A 24,343-nucleotide genomic window follows, 5' to 3' on the forward strand; every position below is an offset into this window, starting at 1 on the left:
CATGTTAACGCCAAAACGCGTGAAACACCGCAAACAACATCGCGGAAAAATGGCTGGTAACGCAAAAGGTGGCACTACTGTTGCTTTCGGTGAATACGGCTTGCAAGCTCTCGAGCCTGCATGGGTAACGAACCGTCAGATCGAAGCTGCCCGTATTGCGATGACTCGTTACATCCGCCGTGGCGGTAAAGTATGGATCAAAATTTTCCCTGACAAGCCAATTACGCAAAAGCCGCTTGAAGTACGGATGGGTTCCGGTAAAGGTTCTCCTGAGTACTGGGTAGCGGTAGTGAAACCTGGCAAGATCATGTTTGAACTTGCTGGTGTATCCGAAGAAGTCGCTCGCGAGGCTATGCGCCTGGCAATGCACAAACTGCCTATCAAGTGCAAGTTCGTGAAGCGGGAAGAAGTGGGTGGTGACGCACATGAAGGCTAATGAGTTCCGCAATTTGACCACTGCCGAGATCGAACAAAACGTTGTCTCCTTGAAAGAAGAGCTGTTCAACCTTCGTTTCCAGCTGGCTACTGGTCAACTCGAAACCACGTCTCGCATTAAACAAGTGCGTAAGGATATTGCTCGTGCGAAAACCGTCCTGCGCCAAAGAGAATTAGGGATCGGCTAATAACAGGAAGGAGGTTCGAACATGACCGCAGAACGCAAAATGCGTAGAACCATGGTAGGTCGCGTTGTTTCCGACAAAATGGATAAAACCATTGTTGTAATGGTAGAGACCTACAAAAAACACACGCTGTACGGCAAACGTGTGAAGTACTCCAAAAAGTTCAAGGCTCACGACGAAAACAACTCTGCGAAAACAGGCGATATCGTGGAAATCATGGAAACTCGCCCATTGTCCAAAGACAAGTGCTTCCGCTTGGTTCGTATCGTCGAAGAGGCAGTAATTGTATAACTCACATTTTCGGGTAACTAAATCCGAAAGGAGGAACAGTAAATGATCCAAACTCAGTCGAGATTGGCTGTTGCTGACAACTCCGGTGCAAAAGAACTTATGTGCATCAAGGTTCTGGGTGGGTCCGGTCGCAAAACGGCGAACATCGGTGATGTTATCGTGTGCTCCGTTAAATCCGCTACACCCGGTGGCGTTGTCAAGAAAGGCCAAGTAGTTAAAGCGGTTGTAGTACGCAGTAAGCGTGGCGTTCGCCGTCCTGATGGTTCTTATATCCGTTTCGATGAAAACGCAGCGGTTATCATTAAAGATGATCAATCTCCTCGTGGTACTCGTATTTTTGGACCGGTAGCACGTGAACTTCGTGAAAAAGACTTCATGAAGATCATCTCCCTGGCTCCTGAGGTAATCTAATTGAACGGAAATACTCTGGTAGTTTGCTCGATAGGAGGTGCACCAAGCGATGCACGTTAAGAAAGGCGACACTGTTATCGTAATAACGGGTAAAGACAAGGGTAAAAAAGGTCGCGTTCTCGCTGCTTACCCGAAGAAAGATCGCGTCCTGGTAGAAGGTATCAACCTGATCAAAAAACACTCTCGTCCAACCCAAACCAATCCGCAAGGCGGCATTGTAACGCAAGAAGCACCGATTCATGTATCCAACGTATCCTTGATCGATCCAAAGTCCGGCGCAGCAACACGTATCGGTTACAAGGTACTGGATAACGGTAAAAAAGTTCGGTACGCGAAAAAATCTGGCGAAGTTCTCGACAAGTAGTAGTCAGATTGGAAAGGAGGATGTCCTAGATGGCAGCAAGACTGAAAGAAAAGTTCCAAAGCGAAATCGTGCCTAGCCTGATGAGCAAGTTTGGTTACTCTTCCATCATGCAGGTTCCGAAAGTAGAAAAGATCGTAATCAACATGGGTGTTGGTGAAGCAGTAGGCAACGCCAAAGCTCTGGATGCAGCTGTGGAAGACTTGCAAATTATCGCTGGTCAAAAGCCAGTAGTAACTCGTGCGAAGAACTCCATCGCAGGCTTCAAACTGCGTGAAGGTATGGCAATCGGTGCGAAAGTGACTCTGCGCGGTGAGCGTATGTACCACTTCCTCGACAAACTGATGAACGTATCTCTTCCACGTGTACGTGACTTCCGCGGTATTTCCTCGAAAGCGTTCGATGGTCGCGGCAACTACACACTCGGTCTGAAGGAACAACTGATTTTCCCTGAGATCGAATACGATAAAATTGACAAGGTTCGCGGTATGGACATCGTAATCGTTACTTCCGCGAAAACTGACGAAGAAGCACGTGAATTGCTAACACAAATGGGTATGCCATTCCGTAAATAAACCCCATCGTAAGGAGGGAAGAGTGTGGCAAAGAAATCAATGGTCATCAAGCAACAACGGACACCGAAGTTTGCAGTACGTGCTTACACGCGTTGTGAGCGCTGCGGACGTCCTCATTCCGTTTTGCGCAAATTCAAACTCTGCCGTATTTGCTTCCGTGAACTTGCTTATAAAGGCCAAATCCCTGGCGTGAAAAAAGCAAGCTGGTAATTTGAAACGGGAAGGAGGTTCTCTCTCATGGTTATGACTGATCCAATCGCTGACATGCTAACGCGTATTCGTAACGCCAACATGGTTCGCCACGAGAAAGTGGAGATCCCGGCGTCCACGATCAAGAAAGACATTGCTCGCATCCTGAAAGAAGAAGGTTTCATTCGCGATGCCGAGTTCATTGAAGATAACAAACAAGGGATCATCCGTGTTTTCCTGAAATACGGTGCGAACAACGAGCGCGTAATCACCGGTCTGAAACGTATCTCTAAACCAGGTCTGCGCGTTTACGCAAAAAGCACTGAGATCCCTAAAGTTCTTGGCGGTCTGGGTGTAGCCCTGATCTCTACGTCTACTGGCGTAATGACCGACAAGCAAGCTCGCCAAGCTCATGTAGGCGGAGAAGTTCTCGCTTACGTTTGGTAATAACTGATTGCAATAGCACAGGAGGTGCACCACATGTCTCGTGTCGGTAGAAAACCGATCGTGGTCCCTGCAGGCGTTACCCTCGCTCTGAACGGTACTGAGCTGACGGTAAAGGGCCCTAAGGGTCAACTCGTTCGTAACTTCCATCCGGAAATCACAATCAACATTAGCGAAAACGAAGTAAACGTTGAGCGTCCTAGCGATAACAAGCTGCACCGCTCTCTCCATGGTACGACTCGTGCTCTGGTTGCCAACATGGTAAAAGGCGTATCGGAAGGCTTTACTCGTACACTGGAGCTGGTAGGTGTAGGTTACCGTGCTGCGAAAGCAGGAAACGGTGTTACACTGTCTCTCGGTTTCTCCCATCCAGTAGAGGTAACTCCTGAAGCTGGTCTGGAAATCGAAGTGCCAAACCAAACCACACTGGTGGTTAAAGGTATCGACAAAGAGCGCGTAGGCCAACTCGCGTCTGAAATTCGCGCCCTCCGCAAACCTGAGCCATACAAAGGCAAAGGGATCAAGTACAGCGACGAAGTTGTTCGCCGTAAAGAGGGTAAAAAAGGTAAATAAGCTTCGTAGTTTTATGAGAAGGGAGGCCGCCTAATGTTTACGAAAGCTGATAAAAACAAAGCTCGGAAAAAACGCCACCTGCGCATTCGCAAGCGCCTGGCTGGAACGACTGTACGTCCTCGTCTGAACGTATTCCGTTCTTCCAAGCACATCTATGCGCAAGTGATTGACGATTCTACTGGCACTACTCTGGCACAAGCATCCTCTCTGGATAAAGAGCTTGGCTTGAAAAATGGTGCAAATGCAGAAGCTGCTGCAGCAGTAGGTACACTGATTGCAAAACGTGCTCAAGAAAAAGGTCTGAACGATGTCGTTTTTGACCGTGGCGGATACATTTATCATGGACGCATTAAAGCACTCGCAGAAGCCGCTCGTGAAGCTGGCCTGCAATTCTAGCAACAAGGAGGGAAAGGAATGCGTATCGACTCTAGCAAATTAGAGCTGGAAGAAAAAGTTGTCGCCGTTAACCGTGTTGCGAAAACGGTTAAAGGTGGACGTCGTATGAGCTTCAGCGCGCTTGTAGTAGTCGGCGACCGTAATGGTCACGTAGGTGCTGGTATGGGTAAAGCTCAAGAAGTACCGGACGCGATTCGCAAGGCGATTGACGACGCTAAGAAAAAACTGATCCGTGTACCGATGAAAGGAACAACGATTCCTCACGAAGTACTGTGCCACTTCGGTTCCGGTAAAGTTCTCATCAAACCGGCTTCTGAAGGTACCGGTGTTATCGCAGGCGGACCTGTCCGCGCGGTTCTGGAGCTTGCTGGTGTAGGTGACATCTTGAGCAAGTCTCTTGGTTCCAACAACCCCATCAACATGGTCAACGCTACGCTGGAAGGCCTCGGCCGTCTGAAAACAGCGGAAGACGTCGCGAAACTGCGCGGTAAGACTGTTGACGAGTTGTTGGGTTAATAAGGAGGGAATGAACATGGCAAAATTGCAAATCACCCTCAAACGCAGCCTGATCGGCCGCACTGTCGATCAAAAAGACACGGTTAAAGCACTGGGTCTCCGTAAAATCAACCACTCTGTGGTAAAAGAAGACAACGCTGCGATCCGCGGTATGGTCTTCAAAGTGAAGCACCTGGTTGAAGTAAAGGAAGTAGAAGCGTAATCGCTCATTTTATACGGTTAGGAGGTGCAAGGTATGAAATTGCATGAACTGAAACCTGCTGAAGGATCTCGTCAAACTCGTAAGCGCGTTGGTCGTGGTATCGGTAGCGGTACGGGTAAAACAGCTGGTAAAGGTCATAAAGGTCAAAACGCTCGTTCTGGTGGCGGCGTACGTCCAGGATTTGAGGGTGGTCAAAACCCACTGTTCCGTCGTCTGCCTAAGCGCGGTTTCAACAACATCAACCGTAAGGAATACGCGGTTGTAAGCTTGGATGCGCTCAATCGTTTTGAAGAAGGCACCGTGGTTACTCCTGAACTCTTGAAAGAAACCGGTGTAATCAGCGCACTGCGTGACGGTGTAAAAGTTCTTGCAAACGGCGAACTCACAGTGAAGCTGACCGTAAAAGCACACAAGTTCTCCAATGCAGCTGCTGAGAAGATCGCACAAGTCGGTGGAACAACCGAGGTGATCTAATTGTTAGCATCCTTGACTAACATTTTTAAAATAGGCGACCTCCGTCGTAAGATTTTCTTTACGCTGATGATGTTGGTCGTCTTCCGAATCGGGAGTTTCGTCCCAGCCCCTAACGTGAACGTCGAGTTGTTTCAGCAGAACACGAACCAATTTTTGGGGTTGTTAAACACCTTCTCAGGTGGCGCGCTGCATAACTACTCGATTTTTGCAATGGGTATCATGCCGTACATTACGGCATCGATTATCATGCAGCTTCTGTCCATGGATGTTGTACCCAAGTTTACCCAATGGGCACGTGAAGGCGAAGTCGGACGTCGCAAAATCGCGACGGTCACTCGTTACTTCACCATCGTGCTCGCGCTGATCCAGTCTGTGGGGATGACAATTGGTTTTAACAACATGGCTCCAGGACTGTTAAAAGATAGTTCCATCGGCAGCTACGTGCTGATTGCGCTCACGCTGACAGCAGGAACCTCGTTCCTGATGTGGATGGGTGAACAAATTACCGAGAAGGGTATTGGAAATGGGATATCGATTATCATCGTTGCGGGTATCGTAGCCAACATTCCAAACGGGATTGCGACGATTTACACGACGCAGTTCGCTGATCCTGCTCAGAATTTGTTCTTTGCAATCTTGAAAGTGTTGATTATCCTTCTGGTCATCATCGCGATTATTGTCGGGGTTATCTTCATGCAGCAAGGTGTGCGGAAGATTCCGGTGCAGTACGCAAAGCGTGTGGTTGGACGCAAGATGTACGGTGGTCAATCTACCCACATCCCGCTGAAAATCAACTCTGCTGGTGTCATTCCCGTAATCTTCGCGGTCTCGCTCGTCATGTTCCCTTCGACGATCGCGCAGTTCTTTTTGGATGCTTCCGGTACTGGTATGGCCAACTGGATCTACACACATTTTCAACCTAGCGCACCGCTTGGGATGACGCTTTATGCGATCTTGATTATTGGTTTCACGTATTTCTACACATTTGTACAGATTAACCCTGTACAACTGTCGGAGAATATGAGGAAAAACGGCGGTTACATTCCAGGTATCCGGCCCGGTAAAAATACCGAGGTGTACATTACCCGTACGTTGAACCGTCTTACTTTGGCTGGCGCCTTGTTCTTGATGACAATCTCTATATTGCCATTCTTCTTCAGCAAGCTGGCCAACCTGCCCCAACAGATTTATATTGGAGGCACGTCGCTCTTGATCGTAATCGGGGTTGCTCTCGATACGATGAAGCAGATCGAAAGCCAGATGATCAAGCGCCATTACCAAGGGTTCATCAAGTAACCGAGGTAATTGAAAAGCTGCAGATACGGCTCCGTTATCAGGTTTTACAGCAAGCTTTTCAGATGGGACGGAGGGAATGAACGTGAATATAATTTTGATGGGTCTGCCTGGGGCTGGTAAAGGCACACAGGCAGAACGGATCGTAAACGAATTCAACATCCCGCACATCTCCACTGGCGATATGTTCCGAGCAGCGGTCAAAAATGAAACGCCGCTCGGGCTAAAAGCCAAGTCCTATATGGATCAGGGTCAGCTTGTTCCGGATGAGGTCGTCATCGGAATCGTGCGGGAACGCCTGGCAATGGACGATTGCGCAAAGGGCTTCCTGCTGGACGGGTTCCCTCGCACAGTCCCTCAGGCTGAGGCACTGACGGCGACAGTGAAAGAGTTGGGACGTGAGATTGATCACGTCATCAACATCAATGTTCGTCGTGAACTTCTGATTGATCGCCTGACCGGTCGCTGGATTTGTCCCGTTTGCGGGGCGAGCTACCACACTCTGTTCAATCCTCCGCAAGTAGCAGGGGTTTGTGACAAGGATGGCGGAAAGCTGTACCAGCGTGATGACGATAAGCTGGAAGTAGTTACACAACGCCTCGATGTTAATATTGCCCAGGCCCAGCTACTCATCGATTACTACACAGAGCAAGGTCTTCTGCGTAATATCGATGGAGAGCAGGATATTCAGGTAGTGTTTGAAGAGATCAAGTCTTTGTTGCGAGGGTAGCGTGCATGATTATCCTAAAGTCGAAAGCAGAACTTGAGGTTATGCGCGAAGCCGGTCGGATTGTCGCACTCACCCATCAAGAACTGGCCAAGGTGATCAAGCCTGGCGTAACGACAAAGCAACTGGACGAATTCGCCGAAACCTTTATCCGCAGCATGGGAGCCATTCCATCGTTTAAAGGCTACGGAGGCTTTCCAGGAAGTATCTGTACTTCAGTCAATGAAGAACTCGTACACGGGATCCCAGGGAAACGGGCGTTGCAGGATGGGGATATCGTCAGCATCGATATCGGTGCACAGTTTGAGGGGTTCCATGGTGACTCCGCTTGGACGTACCCGGTCGGCAAGATTACAGAAGACGATCAACGTTTGCTGCGAGTGACGGAAGAGTCGTTGTACAAGGGGCTGGAAAAGGCGATACCTGGTGCGCGACTGTCCGATATTTCCCACGCGATTCAGGTCCACGCAGAAGCTGCAGGCTTCACACTCGTTCGCGAGTATGTGGGGCATGGGATCGGGCAAAACCTGCACGAAGATCCTCAGGTTCCAAACTATGGGCCTCCGGATCGGGGTCCACGGTTGAAACCGGGAATGGTGTTGGCAATCGAACCAATGGTCAATGCCGGCGAACGTTATGTCCGCACTTTGGAGGACAATTGGACGGTTGTTACAGTGGATCGGAAAAGATGTGCTCATTTTGAACACACCATCGCGATTACGGAAGATGGCTATGAGATTTTTACAAGGGCGTAGCTGAGGCACAACGGTCGCTTCGGATTGTCGTCCAACGTGTCGACGATAAGTTCGTTCTTTACGTTTTCAGCAAAACTCATGGTCTGACTGAAGCTACAGCAGAAAGGAGAGTTTCACGATGGCAAAAGACGATGTAATTGAAGTAGAAGGTACGGTAATTGAACCTTTGCCCAATGCCATGTTTCGGGTAGAATTGGAGAATGGGCACAAAGTGCTCGCTCACGTTTCGGGGAAAATCCGCATGCATTTTATCCGCATCCTGCCTGGGGACAAGGTAACCGTTGAACTGTCGCCTTACGATTTGACTCGCGGACGGATTACGTACCGCTACAAATAAGTGAAACCCCTAGAGAGGGAGGCAAGAACCATGAAAGTGAGACCGTCGGTGAAACCGATTTGCGAAAAATGCAAGGTTATCCGTCGCAAAGGTAACGTAATGGTTATTTGTGAAAATCCGAAGCATAAGCAAAAACAAGGATAAGTAAACAAGGAGGTGCTTTTGACACATGGCACGTATTGCAGGCGTTGACTTGCCTCGCGAAAAACGCGTGGAAGTTGCTCTTACCTACATCTTCGGTATCGGGCGTCCCACGTCTCAAAGAATTCTGTCCGCTGCTGGTGTAAACGCGGATACTCGCGTTCGTGATCTGACAGAAGATGAAGTGGCAAAACTGCGTGAGTTCATCGATAAAAACATCAAGGTGGAAGGCGATCTTCGTCGTGAGATCTCCCTGAACATCAAACGTCTGATGGAAATTGGTTGCTTCCGTGGTATCCGCCATCGTCGTGGTCTCCCTGTTCGTGGCCAACGCACCAAAACAAACGCTCGTACGCGCAAAGGTCCACGCCGTACAGTAGCGAACAAGAAGAAGTAAAGGAGGGTAATGGGACATGGCGAAAAGAAAACAGGCGACGGCTACTCGTACCCGTCGTCGTGACCGTAAAAACGTTGAAGTCGGCGTAGCACATATCCGTTCTACGTTCAACAACACGATCGTGACTATCACTGATCCGCACGGCAACGCGATCTCTTGGTCCAGTGCCGGTGCCCTCGGCTTCAAAGGCTCCCGCAAAAGCACACCATTTGCAGCACAAATGGCCGCTGAATCGGCTGCTCGTGTAGCAATGGAACATGGCATGCGTTCTCTTGAAGTGATGGTAAAAGGTCCAGGTGCAGGTCGTGAAGCAGCGATTCGTTCTCTGCAAGCAGCAGGTCTTGAAGTCAACATGATTAAAGACGTGACGCCGATTCCGCACAATGGTTGCCGTCCACCAAAACGTCGCCGCGTGTAACGGGTTTATAAGGTTCAGAACATGTCCATACTAGAATGGTAAATTCTGATTTTAGCTTGTCATGCACGCATACGGTAAACCGCCGGGGAAATTCCTGAGTGGGCGAACGTTTGCCCACCCAAGAATTTCGACGTTTTGAAGGAGGGTTTGTTTATAATGATAGAAATAGAAAAACCGAAAATCGAGGTTGTGGAAGTAAGCGACGACAACTCGTACGGGAAATTCGTTGTAGAACCTCTTGAGCGCGGATACGGCACGACTCTTGGCAACTCGTTGAGACGAATTCTCCTCTCATCTTTGCCGGGTGCGGCGGTACGCACCGTTCAGATTGACGGGGTTCTTCATGAGTTCTCAACGATTGAAGGCGTCGTGGAAGATGTAACGGAGATTATCCTTAACATCAAGGGCCTCGCACTGAAGATCCATTCCGATGAGGAAAAAGTCATCGAGATTGACGCTGAGGGTGAAGGCATTGTCAAGGCGGGGGATATCCGCGCAGACAGTGATGTGGAGATCTTGAACCCTGATCTTCATATTGCAACGTTGGCAAACGGTGGTCGTCTGCACATTCGTATGACAGCTGGACGTGGACGTGGATATGTACAAGCAGATGGAAACAAGTCGGAGGATCTGCCGATCGGTGTGATCCCCATTGATTCCATTTATACACCCATCAAGCGTGTCAACTACCAAGTGGAGAATACCCGTGTTGGTCAAATGACTAACTATGACAAGTTGACCCTTGAGGTCTGGACGAACGGCAGTATCAGTCCGGAAGAGGCTGTGAGTCTGGGCGCAAAAATCATGACGGAGCATCTTAATCTGTTCGTCGGTTTGACCGATGAGGCGAAGGATGCAGAAATCATGGTGGAAAAGGAAGAGGATAAGAAAGAGAAAGTGCTCGAGATGACCATCGAAGAGCTCGATCTCTCTGTCCGTTCCTACAACTGCTTGAAGCGTGCCGGTATCAATACCGTGCAAGAGCTGACGCAGAAGACCGAAGAAGACATGATGAAAGTGCGCAACCTGGGTCGCAAATCCTTGGAAGAGGTGCAAGAGAAGCTGGCTGAGCTGGGTCTGTCTCTTCGCAGCGACGACTAGGAAACAGCACTTGCAGCACGTAAGAGGGAGGTAAGAACATGGCATACCGTAAATTGGGTCGTCGCAGTTCGGCTCGTAAAGCATTGTTCCGTGATCTGGTTACAGACCTGATCATCAACGAGCGCATCGAGACAACTGAGATGAAAGCAAAAGAACTGCGTTCCATCGCTGATCAGATGATCACGCTGGCAAAACGCGGTGACCTGCACGCACGCCGTCAAGTTGCTGCTTTCGTTCGCAAGGAAGTAGCTACGGAAGAAGGCCGCGATGCGGTTCAAAAGCTGTTTGATGACATCGCGCCTCGCTACAAAGAGCGCAACGGTGGATACACTCGTGTCTTGAAGACAGGTCCTCGTCGTGGGGATGCTGCTCCGATGGCATACATCGAATTGGTGTAATACATCTTGTATGATCCGGTTGTGAAAAAGATCTTCTTTTGAAACAGCCTGAAAAAGGGTGGGGGCAGACTCTGGTCTTGGACTGGACTCTGATTCATGCCCTTTTTTCTTTATATTTTTCTTTCTTTCTATCTTTATCAAATTCCCTGTTTCTAGCTGGGAGGATGTGAGCACCAGATGACGGAGGAACGTCTGCTGGCACTACAAAATGTCTCCTTTTCTTATGAAGGCGAGGGAGGCCAGAAAGAACCGGTGCTGAAAAGCGTCGATCTTGCTATATCCAAAGGTTCCTTTGTTTCCATTCTGGGACACAACGGTTCAGGAAAGTCGACCATGGCTAAACTGATGAATGCCTTGCTGCTTCCTGAAGAAGGGACGATTCTCGTAACCGGGATGGACACGCGTGACGGTGAGCTGGTATGGGAAATACGCCGGCAAATCGGGATGGTTTTTCAAAACCCGGATAACCAGATTGTCGGGGCTACGGTGGAAGATGACGTCGCCTTTGGTCTGGAGAACATGGGGATGGAGCCCGCGCTGATGCGTACCCGAATCGATGAGTCTCTGCGGGCTGTCGGCATGACAGAGCATCTGTTTGATCAGCCTCATCGCCTGTCCGGCGGCCAAAAGCAGCGGATTGCCATTGCAGGTATCCTGGCAATGCGTCCATCGATGATCATTCTCGACGAAGCAACTGCCATGCTAGACCCGATGGGAAGACGTGAAGTGATAAGTTTGGTCCACAGACTCAACCGAGAAGAGGGCATCACGGTGGTGAACATCACCCATTTCCCGGAGGAGGCAGTCGGATCGGATCGGGTCATCGTCATGAAAGCGGGTCAGGTAGATTGGGATGGTACGGCGGATGAGGTATTTTCCGACCCCGAGAGATTGCAGGCACTGGGTCTGGATGTTCCATTTACTGTCCGCGTTCGTCATGCGTTGGCGGCAGAGGGGCTGTCATTGCCGTTCACTCTGGACCAAGAGGAGCTGGTGGAGCACTTATGCAGATTACTTTTGAACAGGTAAGTCATATGTACGCGGTGGGAACACCGTTTGAACGCCTCGCTCTGCAGGATGTGTCACTGACGATTCCGTCGGGTTCGTTTGTAGGAATCATCGGACATACCGGTTCCGGAAAGTCGACCTTGATTCAGCATGTAAACGGCTTGCTTCAGCCCACCCAAGGGACGATACGCTTGGGGGATGACACTGTAACTCCGACAAACAAGCTGCCGGCTGAGAGCAGGCGTCATATCGGACTTGTTTTTCAATACCCGGAGCATCAGCTGTTTGAAGAGACCGTTGCCAAAGACGTCGCCTTTGGTCCCCTCAACTTTGACATGCCTGCGGATCAGGTAGAAACGGTTGTGCGTGAAGCATTGCAGGTAGTGGGTCTGGACTACGAAAAGATCAGGGACCGCTCTCCTTTTCTTTTGAGCGGCGGTCAGATGAGGCGTGTAGCCATCGCCGGCGTTTTGGCGATGCAGCCCCAAGTATTGATCTTGGACGAGCCGACAGCCGGGCTTGATCCGGCAGGGAAAAAGGCCATCCTGGAGGCTGTTTACCGAATTCACCGGGAGCAGAAACTTACCACCTTGCTGGTTACACACAGTATGGAGGAAGCCGCTCGTTATGCCGACCTGCTCGTGGTCATGGCCAAGGGCAAGGTTGCCCTCGTAGGCAAACCGGACGAGGTATTTGCGGAGGCTGCGTTTCTTCAAGGGCTCGGCCTGGATGTGCCAGACACGGTTGCTTTTGTTTCCCAATTGAATCAACGCTTGCCGCAAGAGCAGCGTCTGCCCGCCTCCATCTATCGGGAGGAAGATTTGATTGGGCATCTGCTGGCACGGTTGTCTGCCGTAAAGGAGCGATAAGGGATGCTGCAAAACATTGCAATTGGACAGTATGTGCCTGGAACATCGTTCCTTCACCGGGCCGATCCGCGCAGCAAGATGCTGTTTATCATTCTGTTTGCTTTCCTGGTTTTTATGGCCAACAACGTGATCACCTATGCGATTCTGATTTCGTTTACGCTGGTGATCATCCTGGTTTCCCGCCTGTCGCTTTCCTATATTTTGAAAAGTCTGCGCCCTATCTGGATTTTGGTCTTATTTACGGTTATCCTCCACTTGTTGATTACCAAAGGCGGCGAGGTGTACTTCAAATGGGGCTGGTTTTCCATTGAGGAACAGGGGGTCAGACAGGCGATCTTTATCTCCTTGCGTATCAGCTTATTGGTGCTGGTCAGTTCGCTTTTGACACTGACGACCTCTCCAATCGATCTGACGGAAGGATTGGAGCGTTTGCTTGGTCCGACCGGGCGCATCGGTGTGCCCGTCCACGAGATTGCCCTAATGATGTCGATTGCACTTCGGTTTATTCCCACGTTGATGGAAGAGACAGACAAAATCATGAAGGCACAGATGGCTCGCGGAGCAAACTTTACGAGCGGCAATCTGCTTCGCCGCATACAGCATTTGATCCCGATCGTGATCCCGCTGTTTATTGGTGCGTTCCGGCGCGCGGAAGATTTGGCGCTGGCAATGGAGGCACGCGGATACCGCGGCGGAGTTGGAAGGACGCGGCTGAACAAGCTTACGCTGAGCTGGCGGGACAGTACGATTGCGGTAGCTTCCCTGGCATTGGCGTTCGTGATCGGGTGGTGGCGTACGTGAGGCGCTTGAAATGTCTGGTCGCCTATGACGGAACGGATTACAGCGGGTTTCAGGTGCAGCCCGATCAGGTAACCATTCAGGGGGAGATCGAGGCGGCTTTGCAGCGCGTTACAGGCGAGAGCATTCAGATAGCGGGATCAGGCCGCACAGATGCCGGGGTGCATGCCCGCGGTCAGGTCTTCCACTTTGACACCAGCAGCAGCATTCCGGTTGATAAATGGCGATTTGTCCTGAACAATCAGCTTCCTGACGCGATCGTGATTCGCTCCATGGAAGAGGCTTCGCCATCGTTTCATGCCCGGTTTGATGTAAAGGTGAAAGAGTATCGATACTGTATTGACAACAATCCCGTCGCTGATGTGTTTCGCCATCGCTATGCGGATCATATCCGCTATCCGCTCGATGTGGAAGCGATGCAGCAGGCTGCCCGACATCTGATCGGCACCCATGACTTTACCTCTTTTTGTTCGGCCAAGACCTTTGTGGAAGACAAGGTAAGAACGGTATATGATCTCCGGGTGGAACGAGATGGGCAAGAGGTCTGGGTGATTTGCCGCGGAAACGGTTTTCTTTACAACATGGTTCGGATTATTGCAGGAACACTGGTCGAGGTGGGGCAGGGAAAACGTCACCCTGACGATTTGCAGCGCATTTTGCTGGCCCGGGATCGGGAGCTTGCGGGAAAAACGGCGCCAGCCAAGGGGTTGACCATGTGGGAGGTTGTGTACACAGAAAACGGGTGATCCCTTTTGTGGACCGGACAGATTTTTTTGGCGGGGAATCACTGCAAAAAACTTGCCGTACCAATGTTTAACATGCGTGAGAGCACTTGACTCCAAGCCTCCTATGTAGTACGATATTCCTTGGTATTTTCATACCCGCCTAGCCCCACTCTAGCCCCGGGATTGAAAAACAAGTTCGTGTTTTTTTCTGTTTTATGAAACACCTGGGAAAGTTGCTCTCCCGTTACAAGACAACTTTTCCGCCACTGATTTTGATGATTGCAATTGGATGTGCAAGACATTTAGGAGGGACAAACATGCGTACCACATATATGGCGAAACCGCTCGAAGTCGAGCGTAAATGGTACATCGTTGACGCAGAAGGGCAAACCCTTGGCCGTCTGGCTAGTGAAGTTGCTTCCATTCTGCGTGGCAAGCTGAAACCAGAATTCACGCCTCACGTTGATACTGGTGATTTTGTAGTTGTCATCAATGCTGACAAAATTAAGCTCACTGGTAACAAACTGCAAGACAAAAAATACTACTCCCACTCCCTGTATCCGGGTGGTTTGAAAGTAACCTCTGCAGGCGACATGTTGAAAAACAAGCCAGCTCGCATGTTTGAACTCGCTGTAAAAGGCATGCTGCCGAAAAACAGCCTGGGACGTCAAATGTTCACCAAGCTGAAAGTGTACGCTGGTACTGACCATCCGCACGCAGCTCAAAAACCAGAAGCATGGCAAATCCGCGGTTAAGGTAAAAGGGAGGAAAGACACGTGGCACAAGTACAATACTACGGCACAGGTCGTCGTAAACACTCCGTAGCACGCGTTCGCCTGGTTCCAGGTGAAGGTCGCATTGTGATCAACAAGCGTGAAATGGACACATATTTTGGTCTTGAAACACTGAAACTGATCGTGAAACAACCACTCGTACTGACTGAAACACTGGGTCGCTACGATGTACTGGTTAACGTAAAAGGTGGCGGTACCACTGGTCAAGCTGGTGCGATCCGTCACGGTGTATCCCGCGCTCTCTTGAAGGCAGATCCGGAACTGCGCGGCGCTCTGAAACGCGCTGGCTTCCTGACTCGTGACCCTCGTATGAAAGAACGTAAGAAATACGGTCTTAAAGCAGCTCGTCGCGCACCTCAGTTCTCGAAACGTTAATACGTCAATATTTACAGCCTGTTCCACTTCGGTGGAGCGGGCTGTTTTACTCAGCAGGTTGTTTATATTTTCTTCTTCACTTTGATGTATCAACGATTTTGAATTACAAAAGAGGCGTTTCTAAGTCAGAAATTGACTTTTGAGACAGCCTCTTTTACATTGTTTTATTCTTTGTTACCTATCGCCTATAAAAATGAACTGGAAATTCATATCTTTATCATATTGAAAAGTAACAAGATGTCTTTCGTCAGTTTCGAGTTCGTCAATAAAATATGATATACCTGTACCTTCGGAGTGATTGTTAAAACTAGAAATAAACATAGCATTACCAACTTTGGATAACTTAATAGGTAGTGGCAAACTGTGCTCTGCCCTAGCAAATAAAATTTCACCTTTTTTTTCATTCACATCGAAATCTGTTTTGTATTCCTTCTTCAATCCTTCATAATCAACTTCTGAAATAAAACGCATAATTCTTCTTGAGTTGTAATCAGCTAATTGTAATTTCGATTGATCTAAGCTAATTTTCGTTTCATCATTCTCTTTTTTTAGGTTCTCAATTTCGATTTTTTGATTTTCAATTTGTTTAATGTATTCAGCATTATCATCATGTGAACAGCCGGACAAGACTAGCAATACAAAGAGGAATCCTAATATTTTTTTCAAGTAAATACTTCTCCTATCTAATCGATTTAGAAATGCAATTGTCACATATACGGTCTTATATCATTGGTTTTTCTTGATGTATAACGGTAGATAAAAACGTCAAGGGAGGGAGGGTCTGTCCAGTATTTTGTGTAAACCCTTTTGGAATAAAAAACTAGCGTAAGTATTGACCGATCCGATCCGGAAAAAAGTAGCTAGCTCGTCCCAGTTGGTACGCCAAGAGCGAACGATGAGGGGATATTTGCTACCCCATGTTTCCTCAAAACGATCCAATTCCAGTAAGGCAGCCTCTTCTGTTGCCGCTTTGTAGATTGGCTTTAAATCCGCCGTTACTTTCTTGAGATCCTTGTAAGAAACATAACGGGGTCGAGTTGCGGATTTGATGAATGATGCACTTTTGAATCTCCGTATGCGGATAGCAGGCGGAGATGGCCTGAGAGAAGCCCGTTAGGTTATCCACGCAGGTGATGAGAATATCCTGAACCCCACGGTTCCGTAAGTCGTTCAGTACGCTCAGCCAGAACTTTGCGGATTCATTCTCTCCAGTCCACATGCCTAATAGGTCCTTGTTGCCGTCCAAATCAATGCCAATGACCATATCAGCCGCTTTGTTCACAATAGCACCGTCTTGCTTGACTTTGTAGGGAATGGCGTCCATAAATACAACCGCATAGATGCTTTGTAGCGGTCGGTTCTGCCATTCTTTGATGAGTGGCACGATCTTATTCGTCACATTGGAGATCATGGTAGGAGAAACGTCAATTCCATACAGATGGTTCAGATGGTCCTGGATATCCCGTGATCTTACACCTTTGGCATACATGGCGATGAGTTGGTCCTCCATGCCGGCAACGGTAGACTGATGCTTTTTCACGATAACGGGCTCAAATTCGCCATTACGGTCACGTGGCACCGCGATCTCCACCTCGCCGTATTCGCTTGTCACCGTCTTCTTTGTCTTCCCGTTACGGCTGTTTGTTGTTTTCTTTCGCTTCACATCGTGCTTTTCATAGCCGAGTTCCGTGTCAAGCTCCGCCTCTAGCATGCGACTGCAACGTTTCTGCAAACAGTTCCTTCAGTGCCGACTGCACATCGTCCATCGTCTTGAGGTTGTTTTCCTTCACAAACGCCTTCACTTGTTCCTTACTAAATCTCGCCATGGGTGTCATCCTCTCAAACCATCCTTCTCTTATTGTAATAGGTTTTGAGAGTTTACACAGAATATTTTACAGTCCCCTGCTCGTCGCGCACCTCAATTCTCCAAGCGCTAAGAGAGGCTTCCCAAACCCCTTGTCCTTTGTTTATCAAAGGCTGGGGGTTTTTGTTTTGGTTTCGTTTCCGCTTGAACAAGCCGTCATATTTTCCACACTTTGTCCATATGATGAAACGAGAATGGACAAAGGGGACGGTGCATGGTGGCTCGAAAAGTAACGGGATATATCCTATCATTCCTTCTGCTCGTGCTGTTGCTCACCTACGAAGCGCCAGATCGCTCCTCCTGGACGACCTGGTCACTGCCATTGGCCGGGACGGTTATTGCAATCGATCCGGGACATGGCGGAAAAGACGGCGGGGCTGTTTCGGCTGATGGCAACGTCGTGGAAAAAGAAGTGACATTGGCGATCAGTCTGTATTTGCGGGACTTCCTGATTCAATCAGGGGCCCATGTGATTATGACCAGGGAAGAGGACAAGGATTTGGCCTCTCCGGAGGCGGAGCGGCTGCGAAAACGAAAGTCAGAGGACATCCGAAACCGGGTCAAATTTGTCAATGATCATACGCCCGACTTCTTGGTGAGTGTTCATGTCAATTCAATCCCCTCCCCGAAATGGAAGGGAGCGCAAACGTTTTATCATCCGGCCTTCAAAAAAAGCCAAGAAATTTCCTACTTGATACAGGATGAGATTAAACGGGTCTTGGAGAACACTGATCGGCTTCCGAGCAAAACAAATAATGTGTTCCTGATCCGCGAGGTGGATTGTCCGAGTGTCTTGGTCGAGGTAGGGTTTGTCAGCAATGAGGCGGAAGCCAAGCGTCTTCGCTCTGTTGATTACCAGAAGGCGATGGCAAATGCGATTTACCAAGGTATTCTGCGCCATTACGCAGGAGAAAAGCCGCCCATATCCTCTTGAGTCAGTACATTAACTGCCGGACTAAAATCAGTAAACTGCTTTCAGCGGATTTACAAGCACCTGCATTCGTGTGTGGTCCCTTCGGATATGCTATAATGAACGCGCATCCTTCATACATGTTTGTTTTTGCTGTAAGAAATATGAGATTGAGGTGGACGCGATGTTGACCAAAGAACGTGTACTGGAAGCATTACGCGATGTAAAAGACCCGGAAATCAATCGAAGCCTGGTCGAATTAAATATGATCCGCGACATCCACATCGAGGGAGATACGGTCAGTTTGACAGTGGTTCTTACGATTTCTGGGTGTCCGTTAAAAGCCAAGATTGAAGAGGACGTCATTTCGGTGATCAAGGAGCTGGGGGCTAAAGAAGTCCGGCTTACATTCGGCTCCATGACCGATGAGGAACGAGCGGCCCTTAGCGCGCAGCTTCGCGGCGGACAGGCATCAGCTCCATCCCCGGCAGGGCAAGCGCCCGTTTTGAACCCGATCCTGGCGCAGGATTCCATGACCACGTTTATCGCCGTAACCTCTGGAAAGGGCGGCGTGGGCAAATCGACTGTCACAGTGAATCTGGCTGTTTCCCTGGCACGCCTGGGGAAAAAGGTGGGCATCATTGATGCTGATATTTACGGATTCAGCGTTCCTGACATGATGAATATCGAACAGCGTCCGACGGTGATTGGCGAAACCATTCTCCCCGTTGACAAGTTCGGAGTCAAGGTCATGTCGATGGGCTTCTTTGTGGAAGACAACTCGCCCATCATCTGGCGCGGACCGATGCTTGGGAAAATGCTACGCAACTTTTTTACCGAGGTGCATTGGGGAGAGGATCTCGACTATCTGCTCTTGGACTTGCCTCCGGGAACAGGGGATATGGCGCTTGATGTGCATACCATGATTCCGCAGAGCAAGGAGATTGTCGTGACGACACCACATGCAACAGCAGCCTTTGTTGCAGCGCGAGCGGGAGCGATGGCGAAGAAAACGGGTCATGAGATTCTGGGAGTCGTGGAGAATATGGCTTGGTACGAAGCCAAGGACGGCTCCAAGGAGTACGTATTCGGCAGAGGAGGCGGCGGCAAGCTGGCCGAAACGCTGGCTACCGAACTGCTGGCCCAGATTCCTTTGGGACAACCCGAAAATCATCCGGCTGAAGTGGACTATTCGCCATCCGTCTACCAGGCAGATTCCCCCATCGGTCAGATCTATCTGGATACGGCAAAGCACATCATCGAGAAATGTGAAAAGGCCGTCAAACAGTAAGGTTCATGCCGTGCTGACTACAGTTGTAAAAAAAGGTGGGCTCTTCAAAAGACGAGCTCACCTTTTTCATGCCGTTAACTGCCTCCTCCACCACCGCCGCTGGCACCGCCAATGTTGCCACCAGGTTTGCCTTTGCCACCGCCGCCTTTTTTCTTCCCTTTTTTCGTTTCCTTGGGCTCCATCATATCTTCGGAAACCTTTGACATCAGCTTCATCATCTCATCCTGGAACAAAGGGCTTTTCATGGATTCTTTCATGACCTGCATCGTTTGCTTGCGGTAAGCAGAGCTGCGCATCAATTCCATCATATTTTTTTCAAATTCCGGATCCTTCATGACGCTGATTAACAATTTTTGGTATTCTGGATCCTTCATCAGGTCCTTCATTAACTCTTTATGTTCATTTTTCATTGACTTGGCCAAGGTACTGGCGAACTTCGGATCCTTAAAAGCTTCTTTGATTTGAGGGTTTTCCGGGTTGCCGATGCTCTGGATCAGCGTACTCTTCACCGTGGCTTCATCCATGATCAGCTTTTGTGTAAATTTCTCGTCTTTCATCATTTTAGCCACGGTGTTTTTGGCTTCATCGGTTTGCAGGATATCGAGGACCATATCCTTTACACTTTTGTAGTCAGGCTGTGCTGTACTATGTGCTTGTCCTCCGCTGCTGCAGCTTGTTATCACCAGGCTGACCGCCAGCAACAGCCACCAAGAAACGTTTTTTTTCGTCATGAGGCGGTTACCCTCCTTTACCTGTCTATAGGTAACGTGCGCATTTTGTTTTGTTCTTACGCTAGTATTTTCTTGCATGGGTTGGTACAATCATAAGCGATGCAGATGGGAGGGACGCACGGTGAGCTTGCGCAAGTACGGCTGGCTGTTTTTCACAACACTGCTGCTCGGCGGATTGGGCGGCATATTGGTAGGACTTATCTTTGCTTCCGAAAAATTAACGGGTGGCTCCATGGCCAATTTTTTTATGGGTACTTTTATGCAGATGCTGTACGGTATGACAATCAGCATTGTTGCCCAAATGGGATTATTTGCATATATGACGATCACGTATTTTGCAAGAGGGATGTTCAGGAACCCGACTTTGTGGAGAAATATCCAGATTTTCCTGGTCCTCTTTGCGTTTTTTGATATGGTTTACCTGCGCTACACGATGCTGGGAGATGGCAAATCAGTCTCTGAGTTTTTTGTCGAACCTGTCCTGTTGCTGGTGATTGCAGTGGTTACCGCTTATGGAAAAGCGCGCCTAACCAATCCGAGTGCTTGGGTGCCGACACTGTTTTTTATGTTTGTGTTTTCTGCTTTGGAGTGGATTCCCGCTTTAAAACAGCATGATTTTTACTCCACGATGTCCATGCTGGTCCCGTTATTATTTTGTAACGTCTGGCAAGTGATGCAACTGCACCGAATCTTAAAATAGCCAAAGGGGCTGTCCAGAAAGTCGGTTTTAACTGACTTCCTGGGGCCCCTTTTTTTCAAAAATAAGCACAAAAAAATCGTCTCTTCTTGTAAAATGAAAGTTCCCACACCAACATTTTAGGAAGGACGATTTTTATGTGTAATCTTTCGATTACTCCCCCATATTATACCACGCAATTAACTCTTCCCCTAGAGGGAACAGTAGAAAATATTGTTTCCAAGAGACAATGCGCTCCTACATTCAAATCATATAATAACCGTCAGGTTCAAGTTATCTTCGATATCGAGGAACTTATTCCCGTGCACCATGTCGCACGTGTGGTAGATGAAATGGTTGAGGCCATTCCTGATGATAAGTTATTTTCTCATTATCCAGGCGGTGGCAGACCTTCGTTCCACCCTAAGATGATGCTAAAGGTCATCCTGTTTGGCTACTCCCAGAAGGTGTACTCTTGCCGTGGTATCGAACAGCTTACCCGTGAAAATATTCCCACCATGTGGCTGGCAGCGATGCAACAACCAGACTACCGTACCATCAACGAATTTCGTGGCAGACGGATGAAATCGATGATGAATGAACTTTACGAAACCATGATCTTGAAGCTCATCGAGGCCAACTATATCACCATGGAAAATTACTTTCTGGATGGGACAAAAATCGAAGCAAATGCCAACAAGTATTCTTTCGTATGGAAAAAATCAACGATCCGATTCGAGGAAAAACTGAAGGAGAAGATCCGAGAAACCTTGCGGCTCATTGAGGAGACAGCCAAGGAGGAAGAATTGGAAATCCTTGCGGATAACCTGATGGATACAGTGGAAGACCCCTCCAAATTGGAAGAGATTGCTGTTGGCTTGGAAACCCACATAGCCGTTTTATCAGATGAGATGGAAAATGAGACAAATACAGAAGTCCGTAAGGAAAAGCGAAAAAGACAGAGTACATGGAAGAAATCCCTTAAGCTGATCCGTAAAGATTTCCTACCAAGGCTTGCCAAATACAAAGCTCAAAACGAAACTTTTGGTGACCGCAATAGTTATTCCAAGACAGATAGTGACGCAACATTCATGCGGATGAAAGAAGATCATATGAAAAACGGTCAACTTAAGCCTGGCTATAACGTACAGATGGCAACGGAGAATCAATTTATCCTATTTTACACCATTCATCAACGTCCAACGGATACACGCTGCTTCATCCCCCATCTAGAGAAGCTGGCTTCTTCCTGGCTGCCCATGCCCAAAAATGTCATCGCGGATGCGGGGTATGGGAGCGAAGAAAACTATCTGTATGCGGTGGGGGAGGAAAAAGAACCACGGTTTGATTTCCTCATTCCTTACGGAACCTATTTGAAGGAAAAAACCCGAAAAGCCAAAAGGGACATCAAAAGTGTAATAAACTGGGTCTATGTTGAAAAGGATGATTGTTTTATCTGCCCAAATGGAATGAAAGTTACGTTTAAGAAATACCAGAACAAGAAGAACGCCTCTGGTCATGAACAAAGTTACAAAATTTATGAATGTGAGGATTGTTCAGGGTGTCCATTCAAATCGCAATGTACCAAAGGTAAAGGGAACCGTCAGGTTCATTGGAATACGATCTTTGAAGAAATGAAAGCAAAGGCAAAAGCAGCCCTTGAATGTGAAGACAAAGCAGCTATCTATGCCCGACGTAAAGTCGAGGTCGAAAGCGTGTTCGGTCACATCAAGGGCAATCGGTCGTTCCGCCGATTTTCTCTTCGTGGGCTCGACAAAGTGCATGTCGAGTTCGGAATTGTGGCACTAGCACATAACTTGTTGAAAGTGGCGGGCATCCGCCTGGCCACATTCCTCAAACCAATAAGGGCAAAAAAAGAAGCTGGGGGAAAAACGAAACGGTTTTCCCCCAGCTTCTTTACTTTTTAGGGACTTTTTAGACAGCCCCTTTTTAATTCAGCTCCTTGGTTTTGACTTGCGAGCCGGCAATCAGCTCCGACACCGTGACGAATTCATATCCGTCGGCGCGCAGCTTGTCAATAATTTTGGGAAGAGCCAAATGGGTTTCTTTACAGCTGTCACTGGCGTGGAGAAGAACGATGTCACCAGGATGAGCTTTTGACAATACGTTATTTACGATGGCATCCACGCCAGGGTTCATCCAGTCTTTCGAGTCCGTATCCCACTGAATGACGGTATAACCCATGTTGTTGGCAATGCGAAGGACGCGCTTGTCAAAATCGCCGTTCGGCATGCGGATCAAAGTTGGCTTTTTACCCAGCAATTCTTGCAGGATGTTGTCTGCCTTCCCGATTTGTGAGCGAATTTCTTCGTCGGAGTACTTGCTGTAGTTTTCGTGATTATGGCCGTGTGAGCCAATCTCGAATCCATCCCCCTTGATGCGCTTGACGATGTCGGGATGACGCAGACTCCAGGGGGAGGAAAGAAAAAAGGTTGCCTTGGTGACTTTTTTGTCCTTGAGTACGTCAAGAATGGGGGTAGCCCTGGTTTCTCCCCAGCTAATGTCAAACGTCAGCGCTATTTTTTTCTCTTTGGTGTCGATTTTGTAGATGGCCTGAGGAGTTTGGTTGCCATCGGAAATGACGGCAATTGCGTCTCTTTCCGAATAGACAATCCCCAGGGCCAACAACAGAGCAGTACAGACGATCAGCCATTGCTTCAGGCGTTGTGTACTTACAACAAACATAAATTTCATGGACAGCACCTCCTTTGTCCCCATACAGTTTATGCTGTACGGACGAGGATATTCTTTGTCCCGATGGGTAATGATGCGGTACAATGCATATAGTGTACTATCCAGGCATTAAAGGAGCGTGGCGAATGAAGACGCAGTTAAAAAACCTGTGGTTGGACAATAGAAAATTCTTCTTGGCGGCTTGTCTGCTGTTCGCAGGAGGAGCCATCTTGGGCTTTGTACAGGCTCATGTCGTTGAGGAATTGGCCAAGGCCCTCTTCGAGCAATTGAAGGATGTCATGGCCAAATTGGAAAGAAACGGTGGCGGGTTATTCGCCATGTTCTGGGCTATTTTCTTTAACAACGTGAAGGTCGCTTTATTGATGATGGCGATGGGGGTGTTTTTTGCCTTTGTCCCCGTCTTTAATATTATGGCCAATGGCGTTTTTATTGGGTTTATGTTCGCTAAAATTAGTGAATCCGGTGTGAATCCTGTACTGATGTTCACGGCGGGGATCTTGCCTCATGGCATATTTGAGCTGCCGGCCATTTTATTTGCAGCAGCAGTGGGCATTCGTCTCGGAGTACTTAGTTTGCGAACGGTAGGTTCACTGATTCAACCTGCCAAATGGGAGCGGGTCAAAAATGATTGGTTTGAGATGTTGAGACAGTTCCCGGCCGCGGTATTGACGGTCGTTGTGCTTTTGTTTGTAGCAGCCTTTGTGGAGAGCGGGATTACACCGCTTGTTTTACACGGAATACTTGGTGACGAACTCCAACAAGTCAAGCTGTTCCAGTAGCGGAATCAACATCATGGGATGCGGGAAACACCCTTTTATCGAGGGTGTTTTTTTGTTTGCGAAAAGCAGAAAAACTGCGTGGAGTGCCCGACGAGGCACCTGTTTTCTTAATGAATATGGTTGAAAATGCTTGGCAATGATAAAGGGTAGACTTGGTGAGGCGGAGGTTGATTGGGTTGCTGGGTTTTC

At 48.6% G+C, this 24,343-nt stretch carries 37 protein-coding genes and 1 pseudogene (1 of these 38 only partly in view); 34 read left to right on the top strand and 4 right to left on the bottom strand.

The window, feature by feature from the left end; genetic code table 11:
- Position 1 precedes the first annotated feature (1 nt).
- The 28 genes from rplP to rpsI all read left to right on the top strand — a co-directional run bounded on the left by rplP (position 2) and on the right by rpsI (position 15,188).
- The gene (rplP, locus tag NDK47_RS01530) at positions 2-436 is read left to right on the top strand and encodes a 50S ribosomal protein L16 (RefSeq protein ID WP_251873139.1); all 435 of its coding nucleotides are present in this window, start codon (positions 2-4) and stop codon (positions 434-436) included.
- On the top strand, positions 426-623 hold the full coding sequence (gene rpmC, locus NDK47_RS01535) for a 50S ribosomal protein L29 (RefSeq protein ID WP_251873140.1): 198 nt from the start codon (positions 426-428) through the stop codon (positions 621-623). Before rplP ends, rpmC begins: the two co-directional genes overlap by 11 nt.
- Before the next feature lie 21 nt (positions 624-644).
- Positions 645-911, top strand: a complete 267-nt coding sequence (gene rpsQ / locus NDK47_RS01540) for a 30S ribosomal protein S17 (RefSeq protein WP_251873141.1) — start codon at positions 645-647, stop codon at positions 909-911.
- A 42-nt stretch (positions 912-953) separates the two neighbouring features.
- Positions 954-1,322 carry a 50S ribosomal protein L14 gene (rplN, locus tag NDK47_RS01545; RefSeq protein WP_198828261.1) on the top strand — a complete coding sequence of 123 codons (369 nt, stop codon included), beginning with the start codon at positions 954-956 and terminating at the stop codon, positions 1,320-1,322.
- A 49-nt stretch (positions 1,323-1,371) separates the two neighbouring features.
- Complete coding sequence (rplX, locus tag NDK47_RS01550; RefSeq protein ID WP_251873142.1) at positions 1,372-1,686, top strand: 50S ribosomal protein L24; 315 nt, start codon at positions 1,372-1,374, stop codon at positions 1,684-1,686.
- Between the two features lie 29 nt (positions 1,687-1,715).
- Complete coding sequence (gene rplE / locus NDK47_RS01555) at positions 1,716-2,258, top strand: 50S ribosomal protein L5 (protein ID WP_251873143.1); 543 nt, start codon at positions 1,716-1,718, stop codon at positions 2,256-2,258.
- Positions 2,259-2,282: 24 nt separating this feature from the next.
- Positions 2,283-2,468 (top strand): type Z 30S ribosomal protein S14, encoded by a 186-nt coding sequence (locus NDK47_RS01560; protein WP_251873144.1) that lies wholly within the window; start codon positions 2,283-2,285, stop codon positions 2,466-2,468.
- A gap of 27 nt (positions 2,469-2,495) precedes the next feature.
- Positions 2,496-2,894: a 30S ribosomal protein S8 gene (rpsH, locus tag NDK47_RS01565; protein ID WP_251873145.1), complete on the top strand. Its 399-nt coding sequence runs from the start codon at positions 2,496-2,498 to the stop codon at positions 2,892-2,894.
- Between the two features lie 33 nt (positions 2,895-2,927).
- Positions 2,928-3,464, top strand: a complete 537-nt coding sequence (rplF, locus tag NDK47_RS01570; RefSeq protein WP_251873146.1) for a 50S ribosomal protein L6 — start codon at positions 2,928-2,930, stop codon at positions 3,462-3,464.
- A 33-nt stretch (positions 3,465-3,497) separates the two neighbouring features.
- Complete coding sequence (gene rplR / locus NDK47_RS01575) at positions 3,498-3,860, top strand: 50S ribosomal protein L18 (RefSeq protein ID WP_251873147.1); 363 nt, start codon at positions 3,498-3,500, stop codon at positions 3,858-3,860.
- A gap of 18 nt (positions 3,861-3,878) precedes the next feature.
- Positions 3,879-4,376 carry a 30S ribosomal protein S5 gene (rpsE, locus tag NDK47_RS01580; RefSeq protein ID WP_251873148.1) on the top strand — a complete coding sequence of 166 codons (498 nt, stop codon included), beginning with the start codon at positions 3,879-3,881 and terminating at the stop codon, positions 4,374-4,376.
- A gap of 16 nt (positions 4,377-4,392) precedes the next feature.
- Positions 4,393-4,578, top strand: coding sequence for a 50S ribosomal protein L30 (gene rpmD, locus NDK47_RS01585; protein WP_251873149.1), 186 nt, complete (start codon positions 4,393-4,395; stop codon positions 4,576-4,578).
- Between the two features lie 33 nt (positions 4,579-4,611).
- Positions 4,612-5,052: a 50S ribosomal protein L15 gene (rplO, locus tag NDK47_RS01590; protein ID WP_251873150.1), complete on the top strand. Its 441-nt coding sequence runs from the start codon at positions 4,612-4,614 to the stop codon at positions 5,050-5,052.
- Positions 5,053-6,348, top strand: coding sequence for a preprotein translocase subunit SecY (gene secY, locus NDK47_RS01595; RefSeq protein ID WP_251873151.1), 1,296 nt, complete (start codon positions 5,053-5,055; stop codon positions 6,346-6,348).
- An 82-nt stretch (positions 6,349-6,430) separates the two neighbouring features.
- Positions 6,431-7,075, top strand: coding sequence for an adenylate kinase (locus NDK47_RS01600; RefSeq protein WP_251873152.1), 645 nt, complete (start codon positions 6,431-6,433; stop codon positions 7,073-7,075).
- A 5-nt stretch (positions 7,076-7,080) separates the two neighbouring features.
- Positions 7,081-7,827 carry a type I methionyl aminopeptidase gene (gene map / locus NDK47_RS01605; RefSeq protein ID WP_251873153.1) on the top strand — a complete coding sequence of 249 codons (747 nt, stop codon included), beginning with the start codon at positions 7,081-7,083 and terminating at the stop codon, positions 7,825-7,827.
- 118 nt (positions 7,828-7,945) lie between these two features.
- Positions 7,946-8,164 carry a translation initiation factor IF-1 gene (gene infA / locus NDK47_RS01610; RefSeq protein WP_003333772.1) on the top strand — a complete coding sequence of 73 codons (219 nt, stop codon included), beginning with the start codon at positions 7,946-7,948 and terminating at the stop codon, positions 8,162-8,164.
- Positions 8,165-8,194: 30 nt separating this feature from the next.
- A complete protein-coding gene (rpmJ, locus tag NDK47_RS01615; protein WP_003333770.1) occupies positions 8,195-8,308 on the top strand; it encodes a 50S ribosomal protein L36 in 114 nt (37 codons plus the stop codon).
- A gap of 25 nt (positions 8,309-8,333) precedes the next feature.
- A complete protein-coding gene (gene rpsM / locus NDK47_RS01620) occupies positions 8,334-8,702 on the top strand; it encodes a 30S ribosomal protein S13 (protein WP_251873154.1) in 369 nt (122 codons plus the stop codon).
- 16 nt (positions 8,703-8,718) lie between these two features.
- Positions 8,719-9,120: a 30S ribosomal protein S11 gene (gene rpsK / locus NDK47_RS01625; RefSeq protein WP_251873155.1), complete on the top strand. Its 402-nt coding sequence runs from the start codon at positions 8,719-8,721 to the stop codon at positions 9,118-9,120.
- 156 nt (positions 9,121-9,276) lie between these two features.
- Positions 9,277-10,221: a DNA-directed RNA polymerase subunit alpha gene (locus tag NDK47_RS01630; protein ID WP_251873156.1), complete on the top strand. Its 945-nt coding sequence runs from the start codon at positions 9,277-9,279 to the stop codon at positions 10,219-10,221.
- A 38-nt stretch (positions 10,222-10,259) separates the two neighbouring features.
- The gene (rplQ, locus tag NDK47_RS01635; protein WP_003391928.1) at positions 10,260-10,619 is read left to right on the top strand and encodes a 50S ribosomal protein L17; all 360 of its coding nucleotides are present in this window, start codon (positions 10,260-10,262) and stop codon (positions 10,617-10,619) included.
- A 177-nt stretch (positions 10,620-10,796) separates the two neighbouring features.
- Positions 10,797-11,648, top strand: a complete 852-nt coding sequence (locus tag NDK47_RS01640; protein ID WP_251873157.1) for an energy-coupling factor transporter ATPase — start codon at positions 10,797-10,799, stop codon at positions 11,646-11,648.
- Positions 11,624-12,496 (top strand): energy-coupling factor transporter ATPase, encoded by an 873-nt coding sequence (locus NDK47_RS01645; RefSeq protein WP_251873158.1) that lies wholly within the window; start codon positions 11,624-11,626, stop codon positions 12,494-12,496. The genes NDK47_RS01640 and NDK47_RS01645 overlap by 25 nt, the downstream gene beginning before the upstream one ends.
- 3 nt (positions 12,497-12,499) lie before the next feature.
- Positions 12,500-13,297 carry an energy-coupling factor transporter transmembrane component T family protein gene (locus tag NDK47_RS01650; protein ID WP_251873159.1) on the top strand — a complete coding sequence of 266 codons (798 nt, stop codon included), beginning with the start codon at positions 12,500-12,502 and terminating at the stop codon, positions 13,295-13,297.
- Positions 13,294-14,040, top strand: coding sequence for a tRNA pseudouridine(38-40) synthase TruA (truA, locus tag NDK47_RS01655; protein ID WP_251873160.1), 747 nt, complete (start codon positions 13,294-13,296; stop codon positions 14,038-14,040). The genes NDK47_RS01650 and truA overlap by 4 nt, the downstream gene beginning before the upstream one ends.
- Before the next feature lie 296 nt (positions 14,041-14,336).
- Positions 14,337-14,774 carry a 50S ribosomal protein L13 gene (gene rplM, locus NDK47_RS01660; RefSeq protein WP_251873161.1) on the top strand — a complete coding sequence of 146 codons (438 nt, stop codon included), beginning with the start codon at positions 14,337-14,339 and terminating at the stop codon, positions 14,772-14,774.
- 21 nt (positions 14,775-14,795) lie between these two features.
- Positions 14,796-15,188, top strand: a complete 393-nt coding sequence (rpsI, locus tag NDK47_RS01665) for a 30S ribosomal protein S9 (protein WP_198828282.1) — start codon at positions 14,796-14,798, stop codon at positions 15,186-15,188.
- A gap of 174 nt (positions 15,189-15,362) precedes the next feature.
- Here the strand turns inward: rpsI and NDK47_RS01670 are convergent, their stop codons facing one another.
- Positions 15,363-15,854: a hypothetical protein gene (locus NDK47_RS01670; protein WP_251873162.1), complete on the bottom strand. Its 492-nt coding sequence runs from the start codon at positions 15,852-15,854 to the stop codon at positions 15,363-15,365.
- Between the two features lie 180 nt (positions 15,855-16,034).
- Positions 16,035-17,014, bottom strand: a pseudogene (locus NDK47_RS01675) (IS256 family transposase); the annotation flags it as partial.
- Positions 17,015-17,269: 255 nt separating this feature from the next.
- Here NDK47_RS01675 and cwlD point away from each other — a divergent pair.
- Positions 17,270-17,986: an N-acetylmuramoyl-L-alanine amidase CwlD gene (gene cwlD, locus NDK47_RS01680; protein ID WP_407653422.1), complete on the top strand. Its 717-nt coding sequence runs from the start codon at positions 17,270-17,272 to the stop codon at positions 17,984-17,986.
- 160 nt (positions 17,987-18,146) lie between these two features.
- Complete coding sequence (locus NDK47_RS01685; RefSeq protein ID WP_251873164.1) at positions 18,147-19,253, top strand: P-loop NTPase; 1,107 nt, start codon at positions 18,147-18,149, stop codon at positions 19,251-19,253.
- Between the two features lie 74 nt (positions 19,254-19,327).
- Here the strand turns inward: NDK47_RS01685 and gerD are convergent, their stop codons facing one another.
- Positions 19,328-19,984 (bottom strand): spore germination lipoprotein GerD, encoded by a 657-nt coding sequence (gene gerD / locus NDK47_RS01690; RefSeq protein WP_251875911.1) that lies wholly within the window; start codon positions 19,982-19,984, stop codon positions 19,328-19,330.
- A gap of 121 nt (positions 19,985-20,105) precedes the next feature.
- Here gerD and NDK47_RS01695 point away from each other — a divergent pair, with 121 nt between their 5' ends.
- Complete coding sequence (locus NDK47_RS01695; protein ID WP_251873165.1) at positions 20,106-20,684, top strand: KinB-signaling pathway activation protein; 579 nt, start codon at positions 20,106-20,108, stop codon at positions 20,682-20,684.
- A 134-nt stretch (positions 20,685-20,818) separates the two neighbouring features.
- Positions 20,819-22,588, top strand: coding sequence for an IS1182 family transposase (locus tag NDK47_RS01700; protein WP_251870983.1), 1,770 nt, complete (start codon positions 20,819-20,821; stop codon positions 22,586-22,588).
- Between the two features lie 22 nt (positions 22,589-22,610).
- On the opposite strand, the gene pdaB is transcribed toward NDK47_RS01700, so the two are convergent.
- The gene (pdaB, locus tag NDK47_RS01705; RefSeq protein ID WP_251873166.1) at positions 22,611-23,375 is read right to left on the bottom strand and encodes a polysaccharide deacetylase family sporulation protein PdaB; all 765 of its coding nucleotides are present in this window, start codon (positions 23,373-23,375) and stop codon (positions 22,611-22,613) included.
- A 125-nt stretch (positions 23,376-23,500) separates the two neighbouring features.
- Between pdaB and NDK47_RS01710 the strand changes: the two genes are divergently transcribed.
- The gene (locus tag NDK47_RS01710; protein ID WP_251873167.1) at positions 23,501-24,154 is read left to right on the top strand and encodes a stage II sporulation protein M; all 654 of its coding nucleotides are present in this window, start codon (positions 23,501-23,503) and stop codon (positions 24,152-24,154) included.
- 176 nt (positions 24,155-24,330) lie between these two features.
- Positions 24,331-24,343: the start of a hypothetical protein gene (locus tag NDK47_RS01715; RefSeq protein ID WP_251873168.1), read on the top strand. The gene runs 221 nt beyond the window's last position; only the first 13 of its 234 coding nucleotides appear in the window; it begins with the start codon at positions 24,331-24,333; the stop codon falls past the right edge of the window.

It is taken from the genome of Brevibacillus ruminantium (assembly GCF_023746555.1).
In the GTDB taxonomy this organism is placed as follows: domain Bacteria; phylum Bacillota; class Bacilli; order Brevibacillales; family Brevibacillaceae; genus Brevibacillus; species Brevibacillus ruminantium.

Bases quoted from the DNA above. Each gene is read 5' to 3' on its own strand.
- NDK47_RS01630 (WP_251873156.1), top strand. From the start codon at position 9,277: ATGATAGAAATAGAAAAACCGAAAATCGAGGTTGTGGAAGTAAGCGAC.
- rplF (WP_251873146.1), top strand. From the start codon at position 2,928: ATGTCTCGTGTCGGTAGAAAACCGATCGTGGTCCCTGCAGGCGTTACC.
- NDK47_RS01685 (WP_251873164.1), top strand. From the start codon at position 18,147: ATGTTGACCAAAGAACGTGTACTGGAAGCATTACGCGATGTAAAAGAC.
- rpsM (WP_251873154.1), top strand. From the start codon at position 8,334: ATGGCACGTATTGCAGGCGTTGACTTGCCTCGCGAAAAACGCGTGGAA.
- NDK47_RS01650 (WP_251873159.1), top strand. From the start codon at position 12,500: ATGCTGCAAAACATTGCAATTGGACAGTATGTGCCTGGAACATCGTTC.
- rplQ (WP_003391928.1), top strand. From the start codon at position 10,260: ATGGCATACCGTAAATTGGGTCGTCGCAGTTCGGCTCGTAAAGCATTG.
- rpmD (WP_251873149.1), top strand. From the start codon at position 4,393: ATGGCAAAATTGCAAATCACCCTCAAACGCAGCCTGATCGGCCGCACT.
- rplE (WP_251873143.1), top strand. From the start codon at position 1,716: ATGGCAGCAAGACTGAAAGAAAAGTTCCAAAGCGAAATCGTGCCTAGC.
- NDK47_RS01645 (WP_251873158.1), top strand. From the start codon at position 11,624: ATGCAGATTACTTTTGAACAGGTAAGTCATATGTACGCGGTGGGAACA.
- rpsE (WP_251873148.1), top strand. From the start codon at position 3,879: ATGCGTATCGACTCTAGCAAATTAGAGCTGGAAGAAAAAGTTGTCGCC.
- rpsK (WP_251873155.1), top strand. From the start codon at position 8,719: ATGGCGAAAAGAAAACAGGCGACGGCTACTCGTACCCGTCGTCGTGAC.
- rpmJ (WP_003333770.1), top strand. From the start codon at position 8,195: ATGAAAGTGAGACCGTCGGTGAAACCGATTTGCGAAAAATGCAAGGTT.
- rplM (WP_251873161.1), top strand. From the start codon at position 14,337: ATGCGTACCACATATATGGCGAAACCGCTCGAAGTCGAGCGTAAATGG.
- NDK47_RS01640 (WP_251873157.1), top strand. From the start codon at position 10,797: ATGACGGAGGAACGTCTGCTGGCACTACAAAATGTCTCCTTTTCTTAT.
- rplN (WP_198828261.1), top strand. From the start codon at position 954: ATGATCCAAACTCAGTCGAGATTGGCTGTTGCTGACAACTCCGGTGCA.
- NDK47_RS01700 (WP_251870983.1), top strand. From the start codon at position 20,819: ATGTGTAATCTTTCGATTACTCCCCCATATTATACCACGCAATTAACT.
- rpsH (WP_251873145.1), top strand. From the start codon at position 2,496: ATGGTTATGACTGATCCAATCGCTGACATGCTAACGCGTATTCGTAAC.
- infA (WP_003333772.1), top strand. From the start codon at position 7,946: ATGGCAAAAGACGATGTAATTGAAGTAGAAGGTACGGTAATTGAACCT.
- rpsQ (WP_251873141.1), top strand. From the start codon at position 645: ATGACCGCAGAACGCAAAATGCGTAGAACCATGGTAGGTCGCGTTGTT.
- rpmC (WP_251873140.1), top strand. From the start codon at position 426: ATGAAGGCTAATGAGTTCCGCAATTTGACCACTGCCGAGATCGAACAA.
- NDK47_RS01710 (WP_251873167.1), top strand. From the start codon at position 23,501: ATGAAGACGCAGTTAAAAAACCTGTGGTTGGACAATAGAAAATTCTTC.
- rplR (WP_251873147.1), top strand. From the start codon at position 3,498: ATGTTTACGAAAGCTGATAAAAACAAAGCTCGGAAAAAACGCCACCTG.
- pdaB (WP_251873166.1), bottom strand. From the start codon at position 23,375: ATGAAATTTATGTTTGTTGTAAGTACACAACGCCTGAAGCAATGGCTG.
- rplX (WP_251873142.1), top strand. From the start codon at position 1,372: ATGCACGTTAAGAAAGGCGACACTGTTATCGTAATAACGGGTAAAGAC.
- gerD (WP_251875911.1), bottom strand. From the start codon at position 19,984: ATGACGAAAAAAAACGTTTCTTGGTGGCTGTTGCTGGCGGTCAGCCTG.
- map (WP_251873153.1), top strand. From the start codon at position 7,081: ATGATTATCCTAAAGTCGAAAGCAGAACTTGAGGTTATGCGCGAAGCC.
- rplP (WP_251873139.1), top strand. From the start codon at position 2: ATGTTAACGCCAAAACGCGTGAAACACCGCAAACAACATCGCGGAAAA.
- rplO (WP_251873150.1), top strand. From the start codon at position 4,612: ATGAAATTGCATGAACTGAAACCTGCTGAAGGATCTCGTCAAACTCGT.